The organism is Rhizobium tibeticum (assembly GCF_900110205.1).
Lineage (GTDB): Bacteria > Pseudomonadota > Alphaproteobacteria > Rhizobiales > Rhizobiaceae > Rhizobium > Rhizobium tibeticum.
Genome location: NZ_FOCV01000004.1, coordinates 134457 through 153956 on the forward strand (window position 1 = coordinate 134457; position 19500 = coordinate 153956).

General features: G+C 59.3%; 19 protein-coding genes and 3 pseudogenes. 15 read left to right on the forward strand and 7 right to left on the reverse strand.

The window, feature by feature from the left end; translation table 11 throughout:
- Positions 1 to 25: 25 nt before the first annotated feature.
- Positions 26 to 916 carry an alpha/beta fold hydrolase gene (locus tag BSG20_RS06025; RefSeq protein WP_244541265.1) on the reverse strand — a complete coding sequence of 297 codons (891 nt, stop codon included), beginning with the start codon at positions 914 to 916 and terminating at the stop codon, positions 26 to 28.
- Between the two features lie 62 nt (positions 917 to 978).
- Positions 979 to 3051 (reverse strand): transglycosylase SLT domain-containing protein, encoded by a 2073-nt coding sequence (locus tag BSG20_RS06030; protein WP_072372316.1) that lies wholly within the window; start codon positions 3049 to 3051, stop codon positions 979 to 981.
- A 213-nt stretch (positions 3052 to 3264) separates the two neighbouring features.
- On the opposite strand from BSG20_RS06030, the gene dapA reads away from it, so the two are divergent.
- Positions 3265 to 4149: a 4-hydroxy-tetrahydrodipicolinate synthase gene (dapA, locus tag BSG20_RS06035; protein WP_072372318.1), complete on the forward strand. Its 885-nt coding sequence runs from the start codon at positions 3265 to 3267 to the stop codon at positions 4147 to 4149.
- 107 nt (positions 4150 to 4256) lie between these two features.
- The gene (smpB, locus tag BSG20_RS06040) at positions 4257 to 4736 is read left to right on the forward strand and encodes an SsrA-binding protein SmpB (protein WP_072372320.1); all 480 of its coding nucleotides are present in this window, start codon (positions 4257 to 4259) and stop codon (positions 4734 to 4736) included.
- Between the two features lie 54 nt (positions 4737 to 4790).
- Here smpB and BSG20_RS06045 read toward each other — a convergent pair whose 3' ends face one another.
- On the reverse strand, positions 4791 to 5372 hold the full coding sequence (locus BSG20_RS06045) for a LabA-like NYN domain-containing protein (RefSeq protein ID WP_024313696.1): 582 nt from the start codon (positions 5370 to 5372) through the stop codon (positions 4791 to 4793).
- A 286-nt stretch (positions 5373 to 5658) separates the two neighbouring features.
- On the opposite strand from BSG20_RS06045, the gene rpoZ reads away from it, so the two are divergent.
- The 12 genes from rpoZ to BSG20_RS06105 all read left to right on the forward strand — a co-directional run bounded on the left by rpoZ (position 5659) and on the right by BSG20_RS06105 (position 15811).
- Positions 5659 to 6063 carry a DNA-directed RNA polymerase subunit omega gene (rpoZ, locus tag BSG20_RS06050; RefSeq protein WP_016553376.1) on the forward strand — a complete coding sequence of 135 codons (405 nt, stop codon included), beginning with the start codon at positions 5659 to 5661 and terminating at the stop codon, positions 6061 to 6063.
- Positions 6064 to 6163: 100 nt separating this feature from the next.
- Complete coding sequence (locus BSG20_RS06055; protein WP_072372322.1) at positions 6164 to 8413, forward strand: RelA/SpoT family protein; 2250 nt, start codon at positions 6164 to 6166, stop codon at positions 8411 to 8413.
- 184 nt (positions 8414 to 8597) lie between these two features.
- Positions 8598 to 8747 (forward strand): DUF3563 family protein, encoded by a 150-nt coding sequence (locus BSG20_RS06060; protein WP_065814341.1) that lies wholly within the window; start codon positions 8598 to 8600, stop codon positions 8745 to 8747.
- 142 nt (positions 8748 to 8889) lie between these two features.
- Positions 8890 to 9474, forward strand: a complete 585-nt coding sequence (locus BSG20_RS06065; protein ID WP_072372324.1) for a DUF2062 domain-containing protein — start codon at positions 8890 to 8892, stop codon at positions 9472 to 9474.
- Entirely contained in the window at positions 9471 to 9887 is a 417-nt protein-coding gene (gene acpS, locus BSG20_RS06070) for a holo-ACP synthase (protein WP_072372326.1), read from the forward strand. Before BSG20_RS06065 ends, acpS begins: the two co-directional genes overlap by 4 nt.
- Positions 9888 to 9990: 103 nt before the next feature.
- Positions 9991 to 10734 carry a signal peptidase I gene (gene lepB / locus BSG20_RS06075; RefSeq protein ID WP_072372328.1) on the forward strand — a complete coding sequence of 248 codons (744 nt, stop codon included), beginning with the start codon at positions 9991 to 9993 and terminating at the stop codon, positions 10732 to 10734.
- Positions 10731 to 11450, forward strand: coding sequence for a ribonuclease III (gene rnc, locus BSG20_RS06080; RefSeq protein ID WP_024313691.1), 720 nt, complete (start codon positions 10731 to 10733; stop codon positions 11448 to 11450). The genes lepB and rnc overlap by 4 nt, the downstream gene beginning before the upstream one ends.
- A gap of 8 nt (positions 11451 to 11458) precedes the next feature.
- Positions 11459 to 12397, forward strand: a complete 939-nt coding sequence (era, locus tag BSG20_RS06085; RefSeq protein WP_072372330.1) for a GTPase Era — start codon at positions 11459 to 11461, stop codon at positions 12395 to 12397.
- Between the two features lie 131 nt (positions 12398 to 12528).
- Entirely contained in the window at positions 12529 to 13281 is a 753-nt protein-coding gene (locus BSG20_RS06090) for a Crp/Fnr family transcriptional regulator (protein WP_072372332.1), read from the forward strand.
- A gap of 231 nt (positions 13282 to 13512) precedes the next feature.
- Positions 13513 to 13875: a response regulator gene (locus BSG20_RS06095; protein WP_024313688.1), complete on the forward strand. Its 363-nt coding sequence runs from the start codon at positions 13513 to 13515 to the stop codon at positions 13873 to 13875.
- A gap of 67 nt (positions 13876 to 13942) precedes the next feature.
- Positions 13943 to 14701, forward strand: coding sequence for a DNA repair protein RecO (gene recO / locus BSG20_RS06100; protein WP_072372334.1), 759 nt, complete (start codon positions 13943 to 13945; stop codon positions 14699 to 14701).
- A gap of 108 nt (positions 14702 to 14809) precedes the next feature.
- Positions 14810 to 15811: an aldo/keto reductase gene (locus BSG20_RS06105; RefSeq protein WP_072372336.1), complete on the forward strand. Its 1002-nt coding sequence runs from the start codon at positions 14810 to 14812 to the stop codon at positions 15809 to 15811.
- Here BSG20_RS06105 and BSG20_RS06110 read toward each other — a convergent pair.
- Positions 15808 to 16419 (reverse strand): annotated as a pseudogene (locus tag BSG20_RS06110) (MOSC domain-containing protein); the annotation flags it as partial. The gene BSG20_RS06105 and the pseudogene BSG20_RS06110 sit on opposite strands and share 4 nt — an antisense overlap.
- Positions 16420 to 16428: 9 nt before the next feature.
- Between BSG20_RS06110 and BSG20_RS38790 the strand changes: the two are divergent.
- Positions 16429 to 16507 (forward strand): annotated as a pseudogene (locus tag BSG20_RS38790) (hypothetical protein); the annotation flags it as partial.
- Between the two features lie 49 nt (positions 16508 to 16556).
- Here BSG20_RS38790 and BSG20_RS06115 read toward each other — a convergent pair.
- The 3 genes and pseudogenes from BSG20_RS06115 to BSG20_RS06125 form a co-directional block, all read right to left on the reverse strand.
- Positions 16557 to 16667 (reverse strand): annotated as a pseudogene (locus BSG20_RS06115) (MOSC N-terminal beta barrel domain-containing protein); the annotation flags it as partial.
- A gap of 9 nt (positions 16668 to 16676) precedes the next feature.
- The gene (locus tag BSG20_RS06120) at positions 16677 to 17321 is read right to left on the reverse strand and encodes an HD domain-containing protein (RefSeq protein ID WP_072372338.1); all 645 of its coding nucleotides are present in this window, start codon (positions 17319 to 17321) and stop codon (positions 16677 to 16679) included.
- Between the two features lie 69 nt (positions 17322 to 17390).
- On the reverse strand, positions 17391 to 19268 hold the full coding sequence (locus BSG20_RS06125; RefSeq protein WP_072372340.1) for a putative bifunctional diguanylate cyclase/phosphodiesterase: 1878 nt from the start codon (positions 19266 to 19268) through the stop codon (positions 17391 to 17393).
- Between the last annotated feature and the right edge of the window lie 232 nt (positions 19269 to 19500).

The window sequence follows — 19500 nt, forward strand, 5'->3', positions numbered from 1 at the left end:
CTGCGATGACACACGCGGCGCGACGTCACGCCGATCGCGCCAGGAATTGAGCAATGCGCGATAAGACCGGCTCAAGATGCAGCAGCGGTGCATGCCCCTGACCCGGAGCTTCGAGCACTTGCAGTAAAGGCTGCCGAGCAGCCATCTCCGCAGTGGTCCGATTCGAAAGAAGATCGGAATGTTCCCCTCTGATGACCATCAGTGGTTTTGCAGCCAATCCATCGTAATACGACCAGAGATCGGGCAACGGCTGGTCGAAATCGATTGTCTGCAGTTGCGCGGCAATCGCCGGATCGAAGTCGGCCACCAGCCTCCCGTCGATGTCCCGATAGATTGCTGCAGCCATCTCCTGCCAGTCGCGCTCATCAAGCGCAGGAAAGTACCGGCCATGACAGGCCTTGAGAAACGCGACGGCCTCGGGCCAGTCGCGCGGCGGCGCGGCGGAATTGAGATAGTCGCGAATGCGCTTCAGGCCCTCCGCCTCAATCTTCGGCCCGATGTCGTTGAGAATGGCGCCGGCGATCAAGTCCGACCTCATTTGCGCCAGCAGATGAAGAATCAGCCCACCCCGCGACGTGCCGATGAAGATGGCGCCATCGATGCCGAAATGCTCGCAAGCCGTGATGACATCCCGCGTTTCGACGCCGAGAGTGTAGTTGGCCTTGTCGGCGTCCCAGTCGGAGTGGCCGCGTCCGCGATAGTCGAGGGTGATGACACGTCTCGGCGTCGTCGGGTCGGTCGAGAGCAACAGTGCCAGCCCGTGAAAGTCGCGCGAATTCCGGGTCAATCCCGGCAGGCAGATGACCGGCAGCCGGTTCGTGTCCTCGGTGCCACCATAGTCTCGCGCATAAAGCGTCAGTCTATCCTCAGTGAGGTAGGTTAACGCCCGGAATCGATCATCTCTTGCCTTGTCCACGCCCATCGTCCTCGTTGTGCCGAGGACAGATTAGCGAGGCCGGCAATATTCGCAAATCGCGATTAGGAGGAGCGGCCGTCGGTCAGGTCGCGGACGATGTCGCTCGGCTGGCCAAGCCGGGCCTTGTAGACTTCGTAGTTCTCCATCACGCGCTGCACATAATTGCGCGTTTCGGGGAAGGGGATCCGCTCGATCCAGTCGACGATAGCATCGATTGACTGTCCGCGTGGATCGCCATAGCGGTCGATCCACTCTGGTACTCGCTTCGGACCTGCGTTGTAGGCGATGAAGGTCATGATGTAGGAGCCGCCGAAGGCGTCGATCTGTTCGCCAAGATAGTGCGCCCCGAGTGTTGCATTGTAGCCGGCGTCTGCCGTCAGCCGGTCCTTGGAATAGGCGATGTTGTGGCGCTTGGCGACGGCCTTCGCTGTTCCCGGCAAGATTTGCAGCAGCCCGCGGGCATCTGCGGCCGAGACGGCGGCCGGATTGAAAGCACTTTCCTGGCGGGCAATCGCGTAAGCGAGCGCCTTGCCGGAGCCGGAGATGTTGGCATTCGTCGGAATAACACCAAGCGGGAACGCCAGCGCCGCTACGTCGACGCCGCGGGAGTAGGCTATCTTGCCGACCTGCAGCGACAGATGGTGGTCGTCTGAACGTTCCGCCTGCGCACTTAGAACCGCAAGTTCGCCGGGGCTCTGCAATTGTTCGGCAAGCGCCAGGTACAAGCTCTTGGCCCGCCAGCCATGGCCGGCTGCATCGAGACGGGCAATGGCCTGTACTGCTTCGCGTGACAGATAGCGCTGGCGGTCGGCCTGGGTCGGCGATGGATAACTCACATTCAATGTCTTGCGGCCAAGCTTGTCGCTCGCAAGCTGGCCGTAGAAGGTCGTCGGATAGCTGCCGGCCTTCGCGTAGAATTCGGACGCCTTTCCAGGTCCGCCGGCCTCGGCAGATCGTCCCATCCAGTACCAGGCGCGCGATACGGAAATCGGTCCATTGGAAAAGTCGAGGATCTTGCGGAAATGCGCCTGCGCCGCTGCCGGATCCTGCAGGCCGCGTAGGGCATACCAGCCGGCGTGGAACTCGGCCTCGACGATGTCGGTCGGCGTCGTTGCGGCATAGCTGGCAACGATCCTGTAGGCGGACTTGAAATCTCCCTCGTCGACGAGGCCTCGGCTGACGATCCGCTGCTCGTTCCACCACTCGCCGGCATTGACCAGTTCGTCCCGATTGCGAGGCGCCTGCTGCAGTAGCTTGGCGGCTTCAGCATAGTTATCCTGTTTTCGGAGGTATTCAATGCGCGCAAAGAGGTAGCCGGCATCGCCCTTCCACTTGCCATCGACTGCCGCAAGAAGCGCGCCGGCATTGGGCGCCTTGCTCATCACGGCAGCCCAGGCCTTGTAGAGAGATTGGGCCTGACCCATGTCGCCAAAGCGCTTGGCCTGCACCGCGCGATTGCGATACATCAGGTAGTCCATTCGCGCCTTGTGATCGGCCGATGTGAGCAGACCGGAAAACTCCGCCACAATCTTGTCTTCGGTCGGCTTGTCCAGCGTCTCGCCACGCCAGACCTTGCGAATGTATTTCGCGGCCTGGCTCTGTTTGCCGGTCGCGACAAGTGCACGGGAAAGGATTATCGCGCCCGAAGTCGTCTCCGGTGCTGTCTGCCCGAAGGCCGCCAAGACCGCGGTCGGGCCAGGGTTTTCATCGTAAAGAGCGCGTTCGGAGTAAGCCCGTAGTTTCGCGAGCCCTGGCCATCCCTGCAATTCCTGCGCCGCTGCCGCAATCTCCGTCGAGGGAATGCCCTTCTGCCCGGAGACCGCAATCGCCCATGTCAGAATGTGCCGGTCCAGTGTCCCGCGTCCCATCCGGTCGCGGGTGGAAAGCGCCTGCAGGGGATCGTTTTCCGAAAGCGCATCCAGGCCGGACTTCAAATCGCTGTTGACGGGTGCAATTGCCTGCCCGCGCGGAATCGAGCCGGTGACGATCGATTCCGGCATTGTCGTCTGCGGCACAAAACCGATCGGCTTTACATCGGGAACGGGGGTGTCCTGGTTCGGAAGCGAAGACGCGGCGCTGCTCCACGCAGCGGCGCTAAAGCCGAGGGCGGACAGGATCAGGACTGCTTTCTTCATGGGACACTCACAACGAAAACACGCCCAACCATTTGGCGGGAGCCCTCTTAACGAAAGCTTACGAAAGTCAGTAAACTTCGTTCACATTTGCTAGCGGAATTTGCCCTAAACCGATCCATGCGTGCTTGTCGCGGCGATTTCACCGCACTATGGTGCCCCACCAATATTCAAGGAATGCGGCCGAAGCGTGAATTCGGCCATGAGGAGTTCTGCATGTTTCAGGGATCCATTCCCGCTCTCGTCACTCCCTTCACTGATGCTGGACAAGTGGATGAGGCCTCGTTCGCGGCCCACGTCGACTGGCAGATCAAGGAAGGCAGCAGCGGTCTCGTTCCGGTCGGTACGACCGGCGAATCTCCGACGCTGTCGCATGCCGAGCACAAACGGGTGGTGGAACTCTGCATCGAAGCCGCAGCCAAGCGCGCACCCGTGATGGCCGGCGCTGGTTCGAACAATACGCGTGAAGCGATCGAACTTGCTCAACACGCCGAGAAGGCAGGGGCGGATGCGATCCTCGTCGTCACGCCCTACTACAACAAACCGACGCAGAAGGGATTGATCGCGCATTTTTCGGCAATCGCCGATGCCGTAAACCTGCCGATCTATATCTACAATATCCCTGGCCGCTCGGTGATCGACATGACGCCGGAAACGATGGGCGCGCTTGCCAAGGCCCACTCGAACATTGTGGGCGTCAAGGATGCAACCGGTAAGATCGAGCGCGTGTCCGAGCAGCGCCTGACGTGCGGCAAGGAGTTCAAGCAGCTGTCTGGCGAGGATGCGACCGCACTCGGCTTCAATGCCCATGGCGGTGTCGGCTGCATCTCGGTGACGGCCAACGTGGCGCCGCGGCTTTGCGCGGAGTTCCAGGCTGCCACGCTTGCCGGTGACTACGCGAAGGCGTTGGAATATCAGGATCGCCTGATGCCACTGCACAAGGCAATCTTCCTGGAGCCCGGCCTCTGCGGGGCAAAGTATGGCCTGGCAAAGCTGGGGCGGATGAGCCGAAATGTGCGTTCGCCGCTGGTTTCGACACTGGAACCCGCCACGGAAACGGCAATCGATGCCGCCATGCGCCATGCCGGCTTGCTGAACTAAGACAAGCCACTAGGCGCCTGCCTTCACAGGCGGGCGATGTTCCCTTACATAGAAGGTAAGAGAGAAGGGCGCGGCAGTCGCGCCCTCAAGTATTTGGAATGTGTGTCATGGCCCCCAAAGGCAGCGAGCGCGTGGTCAAGAAGATCGTTGCGGAAAACCGCAAGGCGCGCTTCAACTATGAGATCATCGATACCTACGAAGCCGGATTGGTGCTTAAGGGCACCGAGGTCAAGTCGCTGCGCGAGGGTAAGGCCAATATCGCGGAATCCTATGCCTCTGATGAGGATGGCGAGATCTGGCTGATCAACTCCTACTTGCCAGAATATCTGCAGGCAAACCGCTTCAACCATGAGCCGCGCCGGCGCCGCAAGCTCCTGCTTTCGGGTCGCGAGATCAATCGCCTGCGGGCGGGGATCAATCGCGAAGGCATGACCTTGGTCCCGTTGAAGATCTATTTCAACGATCGCGGTCGCGCAAAGATAGAACTGGCGCTCGCCAAGGGTAAGAAGCTGCACGACAAGCGCGAGTCGGAGAAGGAGCGCGATTGGAACAGACAGAAAAGCCGTCTGCTCAAGGACAACAGCTAGTCACCATCTGGGGCCGGCATTCCTGCCGGACACAATGGCACTCCATTGATCGGCTTAAGCTTCCAGATCGGTGGGCGTCGCGGTTTCGGTTGGCCGCGGTGGTCGCTCCGAGGGATCCCGCCCGATTTCGCTCTTCAAGGACAGAAGGTCTATGAAATGATCGGCCTGGCGACGCAGGTCGTCGGCAATCATCGGAGGTTGCGTTGCCATCGTTGAGATGACCGAGACCTTTCGGCCCTTACGCTGAAGTGCCTCAACAAGCGTCGTGAAGTCTCCGTCGCCGGAGAAGATGACGAGATGGTCGACGGTTTCCGATTGCTCCATGGCGTCGATCGCAAGCTCGATATCCATGTTGCCCTTGATCTTTCGGCGGCCCATCGAATCCGTGAATTCCTTCGCCGGTTTCGTCACGACCTTGTAGCCGTTGTAGTCCAGCCAATCGATCAGCGGGCGAATGGACGAGTACTCCTGATCCTCGATCAGCGCTGTGTAGTAGTAGGCGCGCAAGAGATAGCCGCGTTTCTGAAACGCCTTCAACAGCTTGCGGTAGTCGATATCGAAACCAAGACTTTTGGACGCAGCGTAGAGATTGGCGCCATCGATAAAAAGAGCAATTTTTTCGCGTGGATCAAACATCGCGTACCAATCCAATGTGAGCAATCTTGATGCTTCCGTCAAAATCCAATAAAACAATGGGTTATGCGGTCGCTTGGAACAATTCTTACTTTATGAACTATTCATATAAGAAAGATTTAGGGCACGATTCGCGATATTCCAAGCAACTTTTGGTGGAAATCCGCTTTCCGTTCCAAAATTTGCCGTCTTCGCCGGTTGGGGCTTCGCGCAATGAAAACTTGAATTTGTCCGGTTTTAATTGTATCGGGCGTGTTAATCCCGAGATCACGACCGTAAAGGACAGGCAATGGCCCGTGTCACCGTAGAAGACTGCATTGATAAAGTTGAGAACCGCTTCGAGCTGGTTCTGCTTGCCAGCCACCGTGCCCGGCTGATTTCCCAGGGCGCCTCGATCACCATCGATCGTGACAACGACAAGAACCCGGTTGTGGCTCTTCGCGAGATCGCCGACGAGACGCTTTCTCCGGACGATCTCAAGGAAGATCTGATCCACTCGCTGCAGAAGCATGTCGAAATCGACGAGCCCGAGCCCGATCCGGCCAGCCTCATTGCAGCTGGCGGCGTTGCTGCGGCCGATAGCGAAGAGCAGGAGGATCTGCCCGAAACGATCACCTTCGACCAGATGTCGGAAGAAGAGCTTCTGGCTGGCATCGAAGGCCTCGTGCCACCGGAAAAGAGCGACGATTACTAATCGTCAACCTTGCGCCGTTATTGCTTCGGCATATTATTGCATATCATGTGCGCCAATCCGTGATTGGCGCGCTTTTCTTTTTTAATGGAGTGGTTTCGGGATGATGCGGCAGTACGAGCTCGTGGAGCGGGTTCAGAAATACAAGCCCGACGCCAACGAAGCCCTGCTGAACAAAGCCTATGTCTATGCAATGCAAAAGCATGGACAACAGAAGCGTGCCAGCGGCGATCCCTACATCTCGCATCCGCTTGAAGTTGCTGCGATCCTGACCGACATGCACCTCGACGAGTCGACGATCGCCGTCGCGCTGCTTCACGACACCATCGAGGACACGACGGCGACGCGCGCCGAGATCGATGAACTCTTCGGCGAGGATATCGGTCGGCTGGTTGAGGGACTGACGAAGATCAAGAAACTCGATCTCGTCACCAAGAAGGCCAAGCAGGCCGAAAACCTTCGTAAGCTGCTGCTCGCCATCTCAGACGACGTGCGTGTGCTGCTCGTCAAGCTTGCAGATCGTCTGCACAACATGCGAACGCTGGATCACATGTCACCGGAAAAGCGTGCGCGCATTTCCGAGGAGACCATGGATATTTATGCGCCGCTTGCCGGACGCATGGGCATGCAGGACATGCGCGAGGAGCTGGAAGACCTCTCCTTCCGCCACATCAACCCGGAGGCCTACGAGACCGTCACTGGGCGGCTCGAGGAGCTTTCGAAGCGCAACGAAGGTCTGGTCAAGAAGATCGAGACCGAATTGGGCGATCTGCTCGTTGCGAACGGGCTGAATAGCGCCATCGTCAAGGGACGCCAGAAGAAGCCTTACTCCGTGTTCCGCAAGATGCAATCGAAGTCGCTGTCCTTCGAGCAGCTTTCGGACGTCTACGGCTTCCGCATCATCGTCGATGATATTCCAGCTTGCTACCGGGCTCTCGGTATCGTTCACACCCGCTGGCGCGTGGTTCCCGGGCGCTTCAAGGACTATATCTCGACGCCGAAGCAGAATGACTACCGTTCACTGCACACGACGATCGTCGGTCCGTCCAGCCAGCGCATCGAGCTTCAGATCCGCACCAAGCGGATGCACGAGATCGCGGAGTTCGGTATCGCCGCCCACACGCTCTACAAGGATGCCGCTTCGACCTCCGACAACGATATCCTGTCGCGTGAATCCAACGCCTATTCATGGCTGCGACACACGATCGAGGCGCTTGCCGAAGGAGACAGCCCGGAGGAGTTCCTGGAGCATACAAAGCTCGAGTTGTTCCAGGATCAGGTCTTCTGCTTCACGCCCAAGGGCAAGCTGATCGCGCTTCCGCGAGGCGCGACCCCGATCGACTTTGCCTATGCGGTTCACACCAATATCGGCGATACGACAGTCGGTGCCAAGATCAACGGTCGTATCATGCCGCTCGTGACCCGGCTGGCAAATGGCGATGAGGTCGAGATCATTCGCTCCGGCGTGCAGGTGCCGCCTGCGGCCTGGGAGGAGATTGTCGTGACGGGCAAGGCGAGGGCCGCGATCCGCCGCGCCACCCGATTGGCCATCCGTAAGCAGTATGCCGGCCTCGGCCATCGCATCCTGGAGCGCACCTTCGAGCGGGCCGGCAAGATCTTCTCGCGCGAAGCGATGAAGCCCGCGCTCCATCGGCTTGGGCAGAAGGATGTCGAAGATGCCATCGCCGCTGTCGGTCGTGGCGAAATGTCGTCGCTCGACGTGTTGCGCGCCGTTTATCCGGACCATCTGGAAGAACGCGTGACGGCCAAGCCGAGCGGTGACGACGGTTGGTTCAATGTTCGCAGTGCCTCGGGGATGATCTTCAAGATACCGGGCAAGGCGAAGTCGGGTGTCGACGGCGCGGCCGCAGACCTCAAAGCCGATATCGGTATGGATACGATGCCCATCCGCGGCATTTCGAGCAATGTCGATGTGCAGTTTGCGCCGACAGGCGCCGTACCCGGTGACCGCATCGTCGGGATCATGAATACGACGGAGAAGGGCAACGGCATTACGATCTACCCGATCCAGTCGCCGACGCTGCAGCATTTCGATGATCAGCCGGACCGATGGATCGATGTTCGCTGGGATCTCGATGAGGCCAACAAGTCGCGGTTCATGGCGCGGATCATGGTCAATGCCTTGAACGAGCCCGGTACGTTGGCAAAACTCGCACAGACCGTTGCAGGTGTCGACGTCAATATCCGCGTGTTCAACACGGTGCGCGTGGCAACCGACTTCACCGAAATGACGCTTGATGTTGAGGTGTGGGACCTTCGGCAGTTGAATCAACTGCTTGCTCAAATGAAGGATCTGGAATGCGTCGCGACGGTCCGCCGGCTTTACGAGTAGGCCGACGGAGCCGGTTGGCGAGCCATCTGCACATTTTGTGATCGTTTCGTGACGAAAATCGCACTGATACAAGGCTAGATATGCGTACGGCGCATGGCTGCGCTTATGTTAGAGCGTTGGTAATTGCTGCCGTGAGCGCCTATCTTCCAGTCATCAGGAAACGAACAGAAGATGAGGCAAAGAAATGTTTACACCGATCAAGAAGATCGCCCGCGCACTGCGCGCACCGACTGCTGAAGAACGCGAAATGGCTTACCTGAACGGCTCGTTTGACCGTATCGATCTCGAATATCGTCAGCGACAGGTTGACCGCGGTCTGTTCCGTATTCGTTAATATCGGATCTATACTTGAAGAATGGAAGGGGCGTATTGCATATCACGCCCCTGGTGAGTGTTGCAGACTGCAGCAAGCAAATAATGACTGAGATGGTTTGACGCTCTTGTCACGCCGGTGCGGGTTGCACTACATACGCGCCATGTTGTTCCGACGTCGAAAACCTGCTGGATTTCGTGAAAAAGTGCGTGAGGTGCTATGGCCTCGCAAGGGGTTCTTGCGGCCGCTGCGCTATCTCACGATGCGTGTTCTGCGCTTGACGGCATCGCCGCACGCCGTCGCCATGGGTGTGGCCGCAGGGATCTTTGTGTCCTGGACGCCCTTTATCGGCGTTCATTTTGTTATGGCCTTCGTGCTCAGCTATCTCTTCTCCGGCAATATGGTCGCCGCCGCGCTTGGTTGCGCGGCTTTCGGCAATCCGCTGACCTATCCCTTTATCTGGGGGGCGACCTGGGAGATCGGTCACCTGCTGCTCGCTCGTCAGGATACGATGCAGGGGCACTCGATCGATCTTGGTGCATTGTTCCATGAGTTGCATTTCTCCGAACTCTGGCGGCCCGTTCTCGAGCCGATGCTTATCGGCTCCATCCCGCCGGCGCTTTTGACTTCCGTCATCGTCTACTTCGGAACCTTCTACGCCGTGAAGGGCTTCCAGACGCGCCGCCGCGAGCGTCTGATGGAGCGTGCCCGCATGCGGCTGCTAGACGCAGTACAGGAAACCGTATGATTATCGGCATCGGCAGCGATCTCATCGACATCAGGCGCGTCGAGAAATCCCTCGAACGCTTTGGCGAGCGCTTCACCAATCGCTGCTTCACCGAGGTCGAGCGGGCGAAGTCCGATCGGCGTGCCAACCGTGCGGCCTCCTATGCCAAACGCTTTGCGGCCAAGGAAGCCTGCTCCAAGGCGCTTGGGACAGGCATGGCGCAAGGTGTTTTCTGGAAGGATCTCGGCGTCGTGAACCTGCCGAGTGGCAAGCCGACGATGAGGCTGACGGGCGGGGCAGCCGAGATGCTGCGGTCGATGCTGCCGGCGGGCCACAGGGCTGCCATTCATTTGACGATAACCGATGATTACCCCTTGGCCCAGGCCTTCGTCATCATAGAGGCCATGCCGGAAAGTGCCTCATCAGCGACGTAGAGTCGCTTTTAATGTTGGCGCCATTGCCGCAATCGGCCGAAGCCGCTAGAGAGAAGCAAACAAGAGTTGCGCCCTTGACGGTGCATTTAAGGAATAAGACTGCGTGTCCGAAAAAGTCGAAACCAAGCCGAACGCCCTTTGGGAAAACATCAAGGTCATCGCCCAGGCGCTGATTTTGGCGATGGTTATCCGAACCGTGTTTTTTCAGCCGTTCACCATTCCCTCCGGCTCGATGATGCCGACTTTGCTTGTGGGCGACTACATCTTCGTCAACAAGTTCGCCTATGGCTATTCGAAGTACTCGCTGCCTTTCTCGCCGAACCTGTTCAGCGGCCGTATCTTCGCGAGTGAGCCGAAGCGCGGTGACATCGTTGTCTTCCGTTTCCCGCCGAATCCCGATGTCGATTACATCAAGCGGCTGGTCGGTCTTCCCGGCGATCACATTCAGGTCACGGAAGGCGTTCTCTACGTGAACGGCAAGCCGGTTCCGAAAGTGCCGGACGGCACTTTCAATTCCGACTACGCGCAGGATCCGGGCCAGGACGTGCCGGTTTTCCGCGAGACCCTGGATAGCGGCGTCAGCTACGACACACTGGACCAGTCCCCGGTTTCCCGTGGCGACAACACGCGCGAGTTCATCGTTCCCGAAGGTCACTACTTCATGATGGGCGATAATCGCGACAATTCGCTCGACAGCCGCTTCGATGTCGGCTTCGTGCCTGCGGAGAACCTGGTCGGCCGCGCCAGCGTCATCTTCTTCTCACTCGGCAACGACACCTCGTTCCGCGAGATCTGGAAGTGGCCGACGAACATGCGTTGGGATCGTCTTTTCAAGGGCGTTGAATGAGTAAGGCGCAGACGCTCTCGGCGGCGGATCGGACAAGGCTTGAAGCCCTGATCGGTCACGAGTTCGCCGAGAAAGAGCGGCTGGACCGGGCGTTGACGCATGCCAGTGCCCGCACGCAAAAAGGCGGCAACTACGAGCGGCTGGAGTTTCTTGGCGACAGGGTGCTCGGCCTCTGCGTCGCGGAACTGCTGTTCCGCACGTTCGGCGCGGCGACAGAGGGCGAACTTTCGGTGCGTCTCAATCAGCTCGTCAGCGCCGATACCTGTGCGGAAGTCGCCGATGAGCTTGGCCTGCACCTCTTCATTCGCACCGGCGCCGACGTCAAGAAGCTGACCGGCAAGCGTATGATGAATGTGCGCGCTGATGTGGTCGAAAGCCTCATCGCGGCGATCTACCTCGACGGCGGTCTGGAAGTAGCCCGCCGGTTTATCCTGAAATTCTGGGAGAAGCGGGCAGCACGCGCCGACGGCGCGAGGCGCGACGCGAAGACCGAGTTGCAGGAATGGTCGCATGCCAAATTCGGCATCACGCCGATCTACCGGGTTGAAGAACGCACCGGACCGGATCATGATCCGCGCTTCACGGTGACGGTGGAGGTCGCCGGTGTTCAGCCCGAAACGGGCATTGAGCGCTCAAAGCGGGCGGCCGAGCAGGTCGCAGCCACACGAATGCTGGAACGCGAAGGCATTTGGCAGAAATCCTCTGCCGGAAACTGACGGGATAAATGACGAAAGAACACGATATGGCGCATGACGCCCCTGAAACTACGGGCGCGACACGATCGGGCTTCGTCGCTCTGATCGGTGCGACCAACGCCGGCAAGTCAACGCTGGTCAACCGCCTGGTCGGCGCCAAGGTCTCCATCGTCAGCCATAAGGTGCAGACGACGCGCGCCATCGTGCGCGGCATCGCGATCCACGACAATGCGCAAGTCGTGTTCATGGATACGCCCGGTATTTTCAAGCCGCGTCGGCGGCTCGACCGCGCCATGGTCACATCGGCCTGGGGCGGCGCCAAGGATGCCGACCTGATCATGTTGCTGATCGACAGCGAACGCGGTCTGCGCGGTGATGCGGAAGCCATCCTTGAGGGCCTCAAGGAGGTGCAACAGCCGAAAATCCTCGTCTTGAACAAGATCGACCGCGTCAAACGCGAAGATCTGCTGGCGCTCGCGGCAGCCGCCAACGAGAAGATTGACTTCACTCATACCTTCATGATCTCGGCCGAGAATGGCTCCGGTTGCGACGACGTCATGGACTATCTGGCAAAGACGCTGCCCGAAGGACCTTGGTACTATCCCGAAGATCAGATTTCCGATCTGCCGATGCGCCAGCTTGCGGCGGAGATTACCCGCGAGAAGCTGTTCCTGCGCCTGCATCAGGAGCTTCCCTATGCATCGCATGTCGAGACGGAGAAGTGGGAAGAGCGCAAGGACGGCTCGGTGCGGATCGAGCAGGTGATCTACGTCGAACGCGACAGCCAGAAGAAAATTGCCCTCGGCAAGGGTGGCGAAACCATCAAGGCGATCTCGTCGGCCTCCCGGCGGGAGCTCTCCGAAATCCTCGAGCAGCCGGTCCATCTTTTCCTGTTCGTGAAGGTTCGCGAAAACTGGGGCGATGACCCCGAGCGCTTCCGCGAAATGGGGTTGGATTTTCCGAAGTAGGGCCGACCCTTCTACAGCTTTGTTTCTATAGTAAAAATTGCCTCCGTGTGGAACAATCCTCGGGGTCCGGGTGTTCCTATGTGAAGCGCGCCAATCCCGGCGGCGCTCTTCCTTTGAGCACAAGGGCCTCTATGGCGACCCAGCGCCCCACTTCCTCGTTCAAAACGCCGTGCGAGCGCTGTCCGTTGCGTGCTATCGCGACGTTCAGGGCGTTCAGCAGCGAAGAGCTCGAATTCGTTTCGAAGTTCAAGAGAGGAGAGTTGGCCGTGGATGCCGGTGCCACGATCCTCGTCGAGGGCGCACATAGTGCGCACCTGTTCACCGTTCTTTCCGGCTGGGGCTTCCGCTACAAGGCACTGGAGGACGGACGCCGGCAAATCCTGAACTATGTAATGCCCGGTGATCTAATCGGTCTTCAGGGAACGATCATGGGGGAGATGCAGCATTCCGTCGAAGCGTTGTCGCCTGTGTCTCTTTGCGTCTTCGAGCGCGACAAGCTGGCGACCCTCTATAACAAGCATGCATCTCTGGCCTTCGACATCACCTGGATTGCTGCCCAAGAGGAACGCATCCTTGACGAACACCTGTTGAGCATTGGCCGTCGGACGGCGCTCGAACGGGCCGCCTACCTCATCGCCTTTCTATTTGAGCGCGGGAGGGTGTTGAAGCTCTTCAACGGCCATGCGTCGATTCCGATCACGCAGCAGCATGTGGCCGACACGTTGGGGCTTTCGATTGTTCATACCAACAAGACATTGAAAAAACTCGCCAATCGTAACCTCATCCGCTGGCAGGAGCGTGCCTGCGAGGTGCTCGATGGCGAAGGCCTGATGGCTGCTGCCGGCTGGGAGGGGCTCGGAGAAAAAGTCCGTCCCTTCATATGATACGCGTCGCCGGTATGTCTTTTCTAAATGCACATCACGCGAAGGGGACCTAAGGTCCTGCGTGCCATCTTTCTTCCTGCTTGCTTTTTATCGACGCGAAACGAAAAAGCGGCTATGCAAGCTAAGCGGTAAATGGTTGTCGGCCAATGAGCCATGGGGCGTCAGAGGTGGAAATCCGGGAAATGCAATGCCGAGCGTCTTCGATGACACTCAGCGAGGGGCGTATTGGGTATGAAGGCAAACCGTGTTCTGGTCCTTGAGGACAGTTTGATCATCGCGATGGAAGCCGAGGATATCCTTCGCCAGGTGGGCGTGGAAACGATTGGTATCGTCAGCAGCCTCGACCAGGCAATGGAGGCGACCAAGACCGAAACCTTCGATTTCGCGTTGCTGGACGTCAACCTCGGCGAAGTCATGAGCTTCGATTTCGCCCGTCATTTGGCCAACATCAACATCCCGTTTGGGTTTGTGAGCGGCTATTCGGACACGAAGGATTTTCCCGAAGACCTCCAGAATGTGCCGCTGCTCGTCAAACCGTTTGGCGAATCGGCGATGCGCGACTTCCTTCAGAAGCTCTTCCCAGCCAGCGTCTAAATGCCTCTTCATGACAGAGCACCGGTGTTGCGGTAGGATCGAATCGAAGGTTTAAGGTTCGCTTCCAATGCAGTGGCACGACCGGGCAATCATCTTGGGCGTCAAGCGCCACGGCGAGACGAGCGTTATCGCCGAGGTGATGACGCATGAGCGCGGGCGCCATCTGGGCATGGTCCGTGCCGGCCGGTCGCGGGCCATGCAACCTGTCCTTCAGCCCGGCAACGAGGTCGAGGTTACATGGCGCGCGCGTCTTGATGAGCACCTTGGAGAGTTTCGCATCGAGCCGCTGACGTTGCGGGCCGCGCGCCTGATGGAAACGGCGACTGCCGTCTATGGTGTGCAGGCCATGGGCGCGCTGCTGCGGTTTTTGCCGGAGCGAGATCCGCATCCGCATCTCTTCGAAGCGCTTGAGGTCATCCTCGACAATCTCCACAATCCGGCCGATGCGGGTGAGCTTTTTGTCCGGTTCGAACTCGCAGTTCTAAACGACCTTGGTTTCGGCCTCGATCTGACCGAATGTGCCGCCACGGGCGCGCGTTCCGACCTTGCCTATGTGTCGCCGAAGTCGGGCAGGGCGGTCAGCCGGACTGCGGGGGCTCCATGGGCGGACAAGATGCTGCTCCTGCCGTCATTCCTGAGCAGCGAGGAAAACCGCGCGGCCGATATCGACAGCCTCAACGCTGCGTTCCGCCTAACGGCATTCTTTCTCCATCGCCATGTCTATGAGCCGCGCGGAGTGGAGGCGGCGGCTGCACGCGAGGGCTTCGTTCAGGCGGCGCTGAAAGCACTGAGGGCAGCCGCCACGCCGGACGAACTGCCGGCCTGATCGATCATTTTTCATTGGTGAAAAATATCATGCAGATGAGGTGCTTTACGCGCCTCACGCGCCTGCCTATTTCGATCGCATGCAGCCCAGCGATCGGAGGAGTAGACGATGCTGACCAAGCCCAACGTGACGACCACGATAAACCTCTGGAACAACTATGAAATACCCAGATTGGGTATGGGCTGCTGGGCGATCGGCGGGCCGTTCTATGCCGGCGATACGCCGCTCGGCTGGGGCGAGGTCGATGACGACGTGTCGGTCGCCGCCATTCATCGCGCAATCGAGCTCGGTATCCGTCTCTTTGATACCGCTTCAAACTATGGGGCGGGGCATTCAGAGGAAATCCTCGGGCGCGCCATCGGCAACCGCAGTGATATTGTCATCGCGACCAAGTTCGGTTTTGCCACCGACCCCGAGACAAAGCAGGCGACCGGCGCCTTCGCCGATCCAGCCTTCATTCGTCGCTCGGCCGAGACATCGCTCCGTCGGCTGAAGAGAGATCGCCTCGATCTGCTCCAGTTTCATTTGAACGATTTTCCGCCGGAGCAGTCAGACGCGGTGTTCGACACTCTGGAGGATCTGCGCAGCGAGGGCAAGATCGACGCCTTCGGCTGGAGCACCGATTTCCCGGATCGTGCTGCACGACATGCCGAGCGTCGTGGTTTCGTTACCATCCAGCACACGATGAACGTCTTCGAGCCGGTGCCGGATATGATCTCGGTGATCGAACGGCATGGACTGATCTCGATCAATCGCGGGCCGCTCGCGATGGGGTTGCTCAGCGGAAAATTCCGCGCCGACACGAAGGTCGGCGACAAGGATGTTCGCGGCGCGAGCCTCGATTGGATGGTCTATTTCAAGGATGGGCGCATCGCGCCTGAGTTCGCGGCCCGACTGGAGGCGGTTCGCGAGCTGTTGAGGTCCGACGGTCGAACTCTCACGCAAGGGGCTCTGGCGTGGCTCTGGGCGCGCTCGCCCCGAACCTTGCCGATCCCGGGCTTCCGCACCGTCGCCCAGGTTGACGAAAACGCCGGCGCGCTGGCCAAAGGACCGCTATCGCCAGCGGTCATGATGGAAATAGACGAGGCGCTTGCCCAGGTTCGAGCCTAGTCGCGGTTACGGATCTTGAAAGCCCAGCCCTCGGGCCTCTCTTCGATGACCTTGACCGGATCGCCGACCGCTATCCGGCCGATTCCACGAGGCGTGACATTCCAGCCAAAGAGCGGGCCGGGTACGCGCCGGTCCGCCGACATCCGTATGCGGCCCATGGCTGGCATCGGGTTGGCAACGTCGCGCGATCCGGTCGATTGGTCCTGCGTCGTCATGATGCAGCGCGCACAAGGTTTGACGAGATCGAAACGAATGCCTCCGATTTCGATCGCTGCCCAACGATCTTCCTGCCAAGCTTCATCGGTATCGATGACGATGTTGGGCCGGAACCGCTCCATGCCGACACCGCCTTCGCCGTGCCTTTCGAGGTCGGCATTCAGTGCCCGTAGGGAGCCGGTCGTCGTCATTAGGATCTGGTAGCCATCGGCAAATGTAACCGGTGTGCCTTGGCCGGCCCATTCTGCGCTGGCGGAGCGCCTGGCATCCTCATCGAAAAACACCAGTTTTACGTCTCGCCCCAGCCAAGTGGAAAGTTGGTTATTCGCCACGTCATCGGCAACCGCAGCATTGACGATGGACTTCCAGATCGAAACGTCCATTCGCCTTGCGGCCATCGGGATCTGCGTGCGATGATCACCGATCGGGACGGACACTTTATCACACAGCGCGAGTTGCCCGAGCTTGCGCGCATTGCCGTGCAGGCCGGGCCGTCTCAACTCCATCTCACCATAGGTGGTGACAAGCAGATGATTGCGCGCCGGTCGCCCGGCAGCCCGAATGCATCGATCTCGGAGGACGGCAGGGCAATACCTCGGGCACTCTTGAGCGGATAGATGAAAAGATCGGCGATACGCATCAAGTGCTCCTAGATTTCGTCCATGAATGCCGCCAGGAAGTCTCGCAGCCGTTCGTCGCGTTCGGCCGCGAGCGTCCGCCCTGCTTTCGTCTGAAAGCCATCCGCCAGTTTGAACAGTTTGGTCTGGAAGTGGTCGATGACATATCGTTTGTCGTCAAGCTCTCGATAGCTGCCAGCCGGATCGAACGGGTCGTAGAGCGCTGACGACATCCGCCCACCGATATAGAAGCAACGCCCGGCGCCGACCATGCCTATCGCATCCAGCCGGTCGGCATCCTGCAGTATCTTGGCCTCCAGGGTCTCCGGCGCGACGTTGGCGGAGAAGCTGTGCGCGACGATCGCGTGCGCGACCGCTGCGATATCGTTGCCGTCCCAGCCAAGCTCGGCGAGAATAGCCGATGCCTTATCTGCCGCCAGTGCAGAGGCCCTCGATCGTATGGGGGAGTTCTTTTCCACGGCCACGCAGTCATGCAGAAGGACGGCAGCCGCAAGGATTCTTGCATCGCCACCCTCGAGAGCCTGGATTCGCATCGCGTTCTTGAAGACACGCAAGACATGCGCAAGGTCATGCGAGCCGTCGTCGCCTTCAGACGAATGCGGCACGAGCTCGGTGGCAAGATTTTCAAATGGAGCAAAGGCCTTCGTCTGGAACATGGGATCACCGCATTGGAAGAGGGTGTCCCTCCATAAACGCAGGAACCACGAGTCGCAACGAAGTCCGTGTCAGCTCGCCCTGGCGCTGGTGTGTTCCGGTGGCTGCGACAACAGGTAGGGCACGTCGACGGCAGGCCGCGGCGGACTGATGTGATACCCCTGGATCTCATCGCAGGCTTCACGCCGCAGCAGCGCCAACTGGTCGGCCGTTTCCACACCTTCCACCGTTACGCGCATGCCGAGCGCATCGCCGAGAAGGATGATGGCGCGCATGATCGCAAAGGCTTCCCGGTCTTCGACGATACCGTTGACGAACGACTTGTCGATCTTGATCTTGTCGAAGGGGAACCGCCGGAGATAGCTCAGCGATGAGTAGCCGGTGCCGAAATCGTCCATGGCGATGCGAATGCCGCTTTGTTTGAGCACGTGCAGGATGGGCAGGGCCTCATCGAGATTTTCCATCAGCACACTTTCGGTGATCTCGATTTCCAACCGGCAGGCCGCAAGCCGCGCTTGCGCCAGTGCTGCGGCGACATCGGCCGGCAGATCACTGTTCGTGAATTGAATGGCTGAAACGTTGACTGCGACCTTGATATCTTCCGGCCAGTGCACCGCATCGCGGCAGGCACGGCGCAGCACCCAGCGTCCGATGTCGACCACGAGCCCGACCTCTTCCGCAAGTGGGATAAATTCCAGCGGTGGCACCCGACCACGCGTCGGGTGGTTCCATCGCACGAGCGCCTCGAAACCGCAGATCCGCTGCTGGCCGAGATCATAGAGCGGTTGATAGTGAAGTTCGAACTCCTCGCGTTCCACGGCTTTGCGCAAATCCGCTTCGAGCGCATGCCGCGCTTCGATTTCAGCTTCCATCTCGGCGGTGAAGAAACGCTCGCCGTTGCCGCCGCTGCTCTTGGCATGCGACAGCGCGACGCCGGCATGTTTCAGCAGGACATCCGTCTCGGTTCCGTCTTGCGGACTGATGGCGATACCCATCGACACGCTGAGCTCGACGGCTTTGTCGCCGCGAAAGAACGGCTCGGAAAGTTCCCGCCGGATCTGGTCGACAAGAGCCGTGACATTCCACGGCTGCTGCCGCCCGAATTGGAGAACCGCAAATTCGTCCGAGCCAAGGCGTGCCAGCACATTGCCAGCGCCGGCCGACATGCGGATGCGCTCGGCCACCTGCCGCAGGATCTTGTCACCGGCCGAGACGCCGAGCGTGTTGTTGATCGATTTGAAGCGATCAAGATTGAGGTGCACGAGGGCAATGTGTTCGTCCGGCTTGCGGCCGGCCAGCGCGGCGTCGATGCGTTCCCTGAGGCTGATGCGGTTCGGCAGGCCTGTCAGCGGATCGTGATGAGCGAGATAGGCAATACGCTCGGCCGCTTTCCGGTCTTCGGTGATGTCGGCGTGGATGGAAATATTGCTCCCATCGGGCAGGACGGTGATAACGCTCTGGATCGTGCGGCCGTCTTCCATCACCCATTCGCGGTGACGGATGTGTCCGCCCTCCGAGGCAGCGTCACGCAAACGGGAAACCTTTTTCTCACCGCGCTCGTTGCCGCGGATCTTTGCGATCAGCGATCCCATCGAAGCGCTGGGAGAGGCCTCCTCGCTGCTGAACCCGAAGAGTTGCCGGAAGCGGATGTTGCAGACCGTCAACCGCTGCTGCGAGTCGAAGACACTCAGGCCCTGAGGCAGGTTGTCGAGAACGATCCCGAAGAGTCGCTTCTGCTGCGCGAGATCTGTCTTTGAGGCGAAGAGGCTGCCCTTCAGCGCGCCGTTTTCCTTGACGAGCAGTCGAGAACGATCCTCCGCGGCGCGCTTCTTTCCTGCCTGCAGCCGATATGTCTCGACGACAAGAGCCATCAGACGCTCGGGGTTGGCAGAGCCGTCCTCATTGACAGCGGTTGTGCACTGTTGCCGAAAAAGGGCTTCAGCGTCCATTTGCGGCAATCTCCACGTCGGGAGAGAAAGGAAGGTGTGCGGAGCCCAGTGAACCGCCTGCTAACCTGCAATTGCGACGCGGCGCGTCAAACATGAAAGGACTTTCTGAAACAATCGAAAAAATATCGTCTATACAATTTTAAACTCAACCGACAGCTGCCACCGTGGCAAAGATAATCCGTTGGTCGCATTAAAATTCTGTTGCGACGCAAATGAATATATCGCTGGCACG

Coding starts and splice junctions, on each gene's coding strand:
- acpS (WP_072372326.1), top strand. CDS start 9,471: ATGATTATCGGCATCGGCAGCGATCTCATCGACATCAGGCGCGTCGAG.
- smpB (WP_072372320.1), top strand. CDS start 4,257: ATGGCCCCCAAAGGCAGCGAGCGCGTGGTCAAGAAGATCGTTGCGGAA.
- BSG20_RS06090 (WP_072372332.1), top strand. CDS start 12,529: ATGGCGACCCAGCGCCCCACTTCCTCGTTCAAAACGCCGTGCGAGCGC.
- BSG20_RS06125 (WP_072372340.1), bottom strand. CDS start 19,268: ATGGACGCTGAAGCCCTTTTTCGGCAACAGTGCACAACCGCTGTCAAT.
- BSG20_RS06060 (WP_065814341.1), top strand. CDS start 8,598: ATGTTTACACCGATCAAGAAGATCGCCCGCGCACTGCGCGCACCGACT.
- BSG20_RS06095 (WP_024313688.1), top strand. CDS start 13,513: ATGAAGGCAAACCGTGTTCTGGTCCTTGAGGACAGTTTGATCATCGCG.
- BSG20_RS06065 (WP_072372324.1), top strand. CDS start 8,890: ATGTTGTTCCGACGTCGAAAACCTGCTGGATTTCGTGAAAAAGTGCGT.
- BSG20_RS06120 (WP_072372338.1), bottom strand. CDS start 17,321: ATGTTCCAGACGAAGGCCTTTGCTCCATTTGAAAATCTTGCCACCGAG.
- BSG20_RS06055 (WP_072372322.1), top strand. CDS start 6,164: ATGATGCGGCAGTACGAGCTCGTGGAGCGGGTTCAGAAATACAAGCCC.
- rpoZ (WP_016553376.1), top strand. CDS start 5,659: ATGGCCCGTGTCACCGTAGAAGACTGCATTGATAAAGTTGAGAACCGC.
- recO (WP_072372334.1), top strand. CDS start 13,943: ATGCAGTGGCACGACCGGGCAATCATCTTGGGCGTCAAGCGCCACGGC.
- dapA (WP_072372318.1), top strand. CDS start 3,265: ATGTTTCAGGGATCCATTCCCGCTCTCGTCACTCCCTTCACTGATGCT.
- era (WP_072372330.1), top strand. CDS start 11,459: ATGACGAAAGAACACGATATGGCGCATGACGCCCCTGAAACTACGGGC.
- BSG20_RS06030 (WP_072372316.1), bottom strand. CDS start 3,051: ATGAAGAAAGCAGTCCTGATCCTGTCCGCCCTCGGCTTTAGCGCCGCT.
- BSG20_RS06045 (WP_024313696.1), bottom strand. CDS start 5,372: ATGTTTGATCCACGCGAAAAAATTGCTCTTTTTATCGATGGCGCCAAT.
- rnc (WP_024313691.1), top strand. CDS start 10,731: ATGAGTAAGGCGCAGACGCTCTCGGCGGCGGATCGGACAAGGCTTGAA.
- BSG20_RS06105 (WP_072372336.1), top strand. CDS start 14,810: ATGCTGACCAAGCCCAACGTGACGACCACGATAAACCTCTGGAACAAC.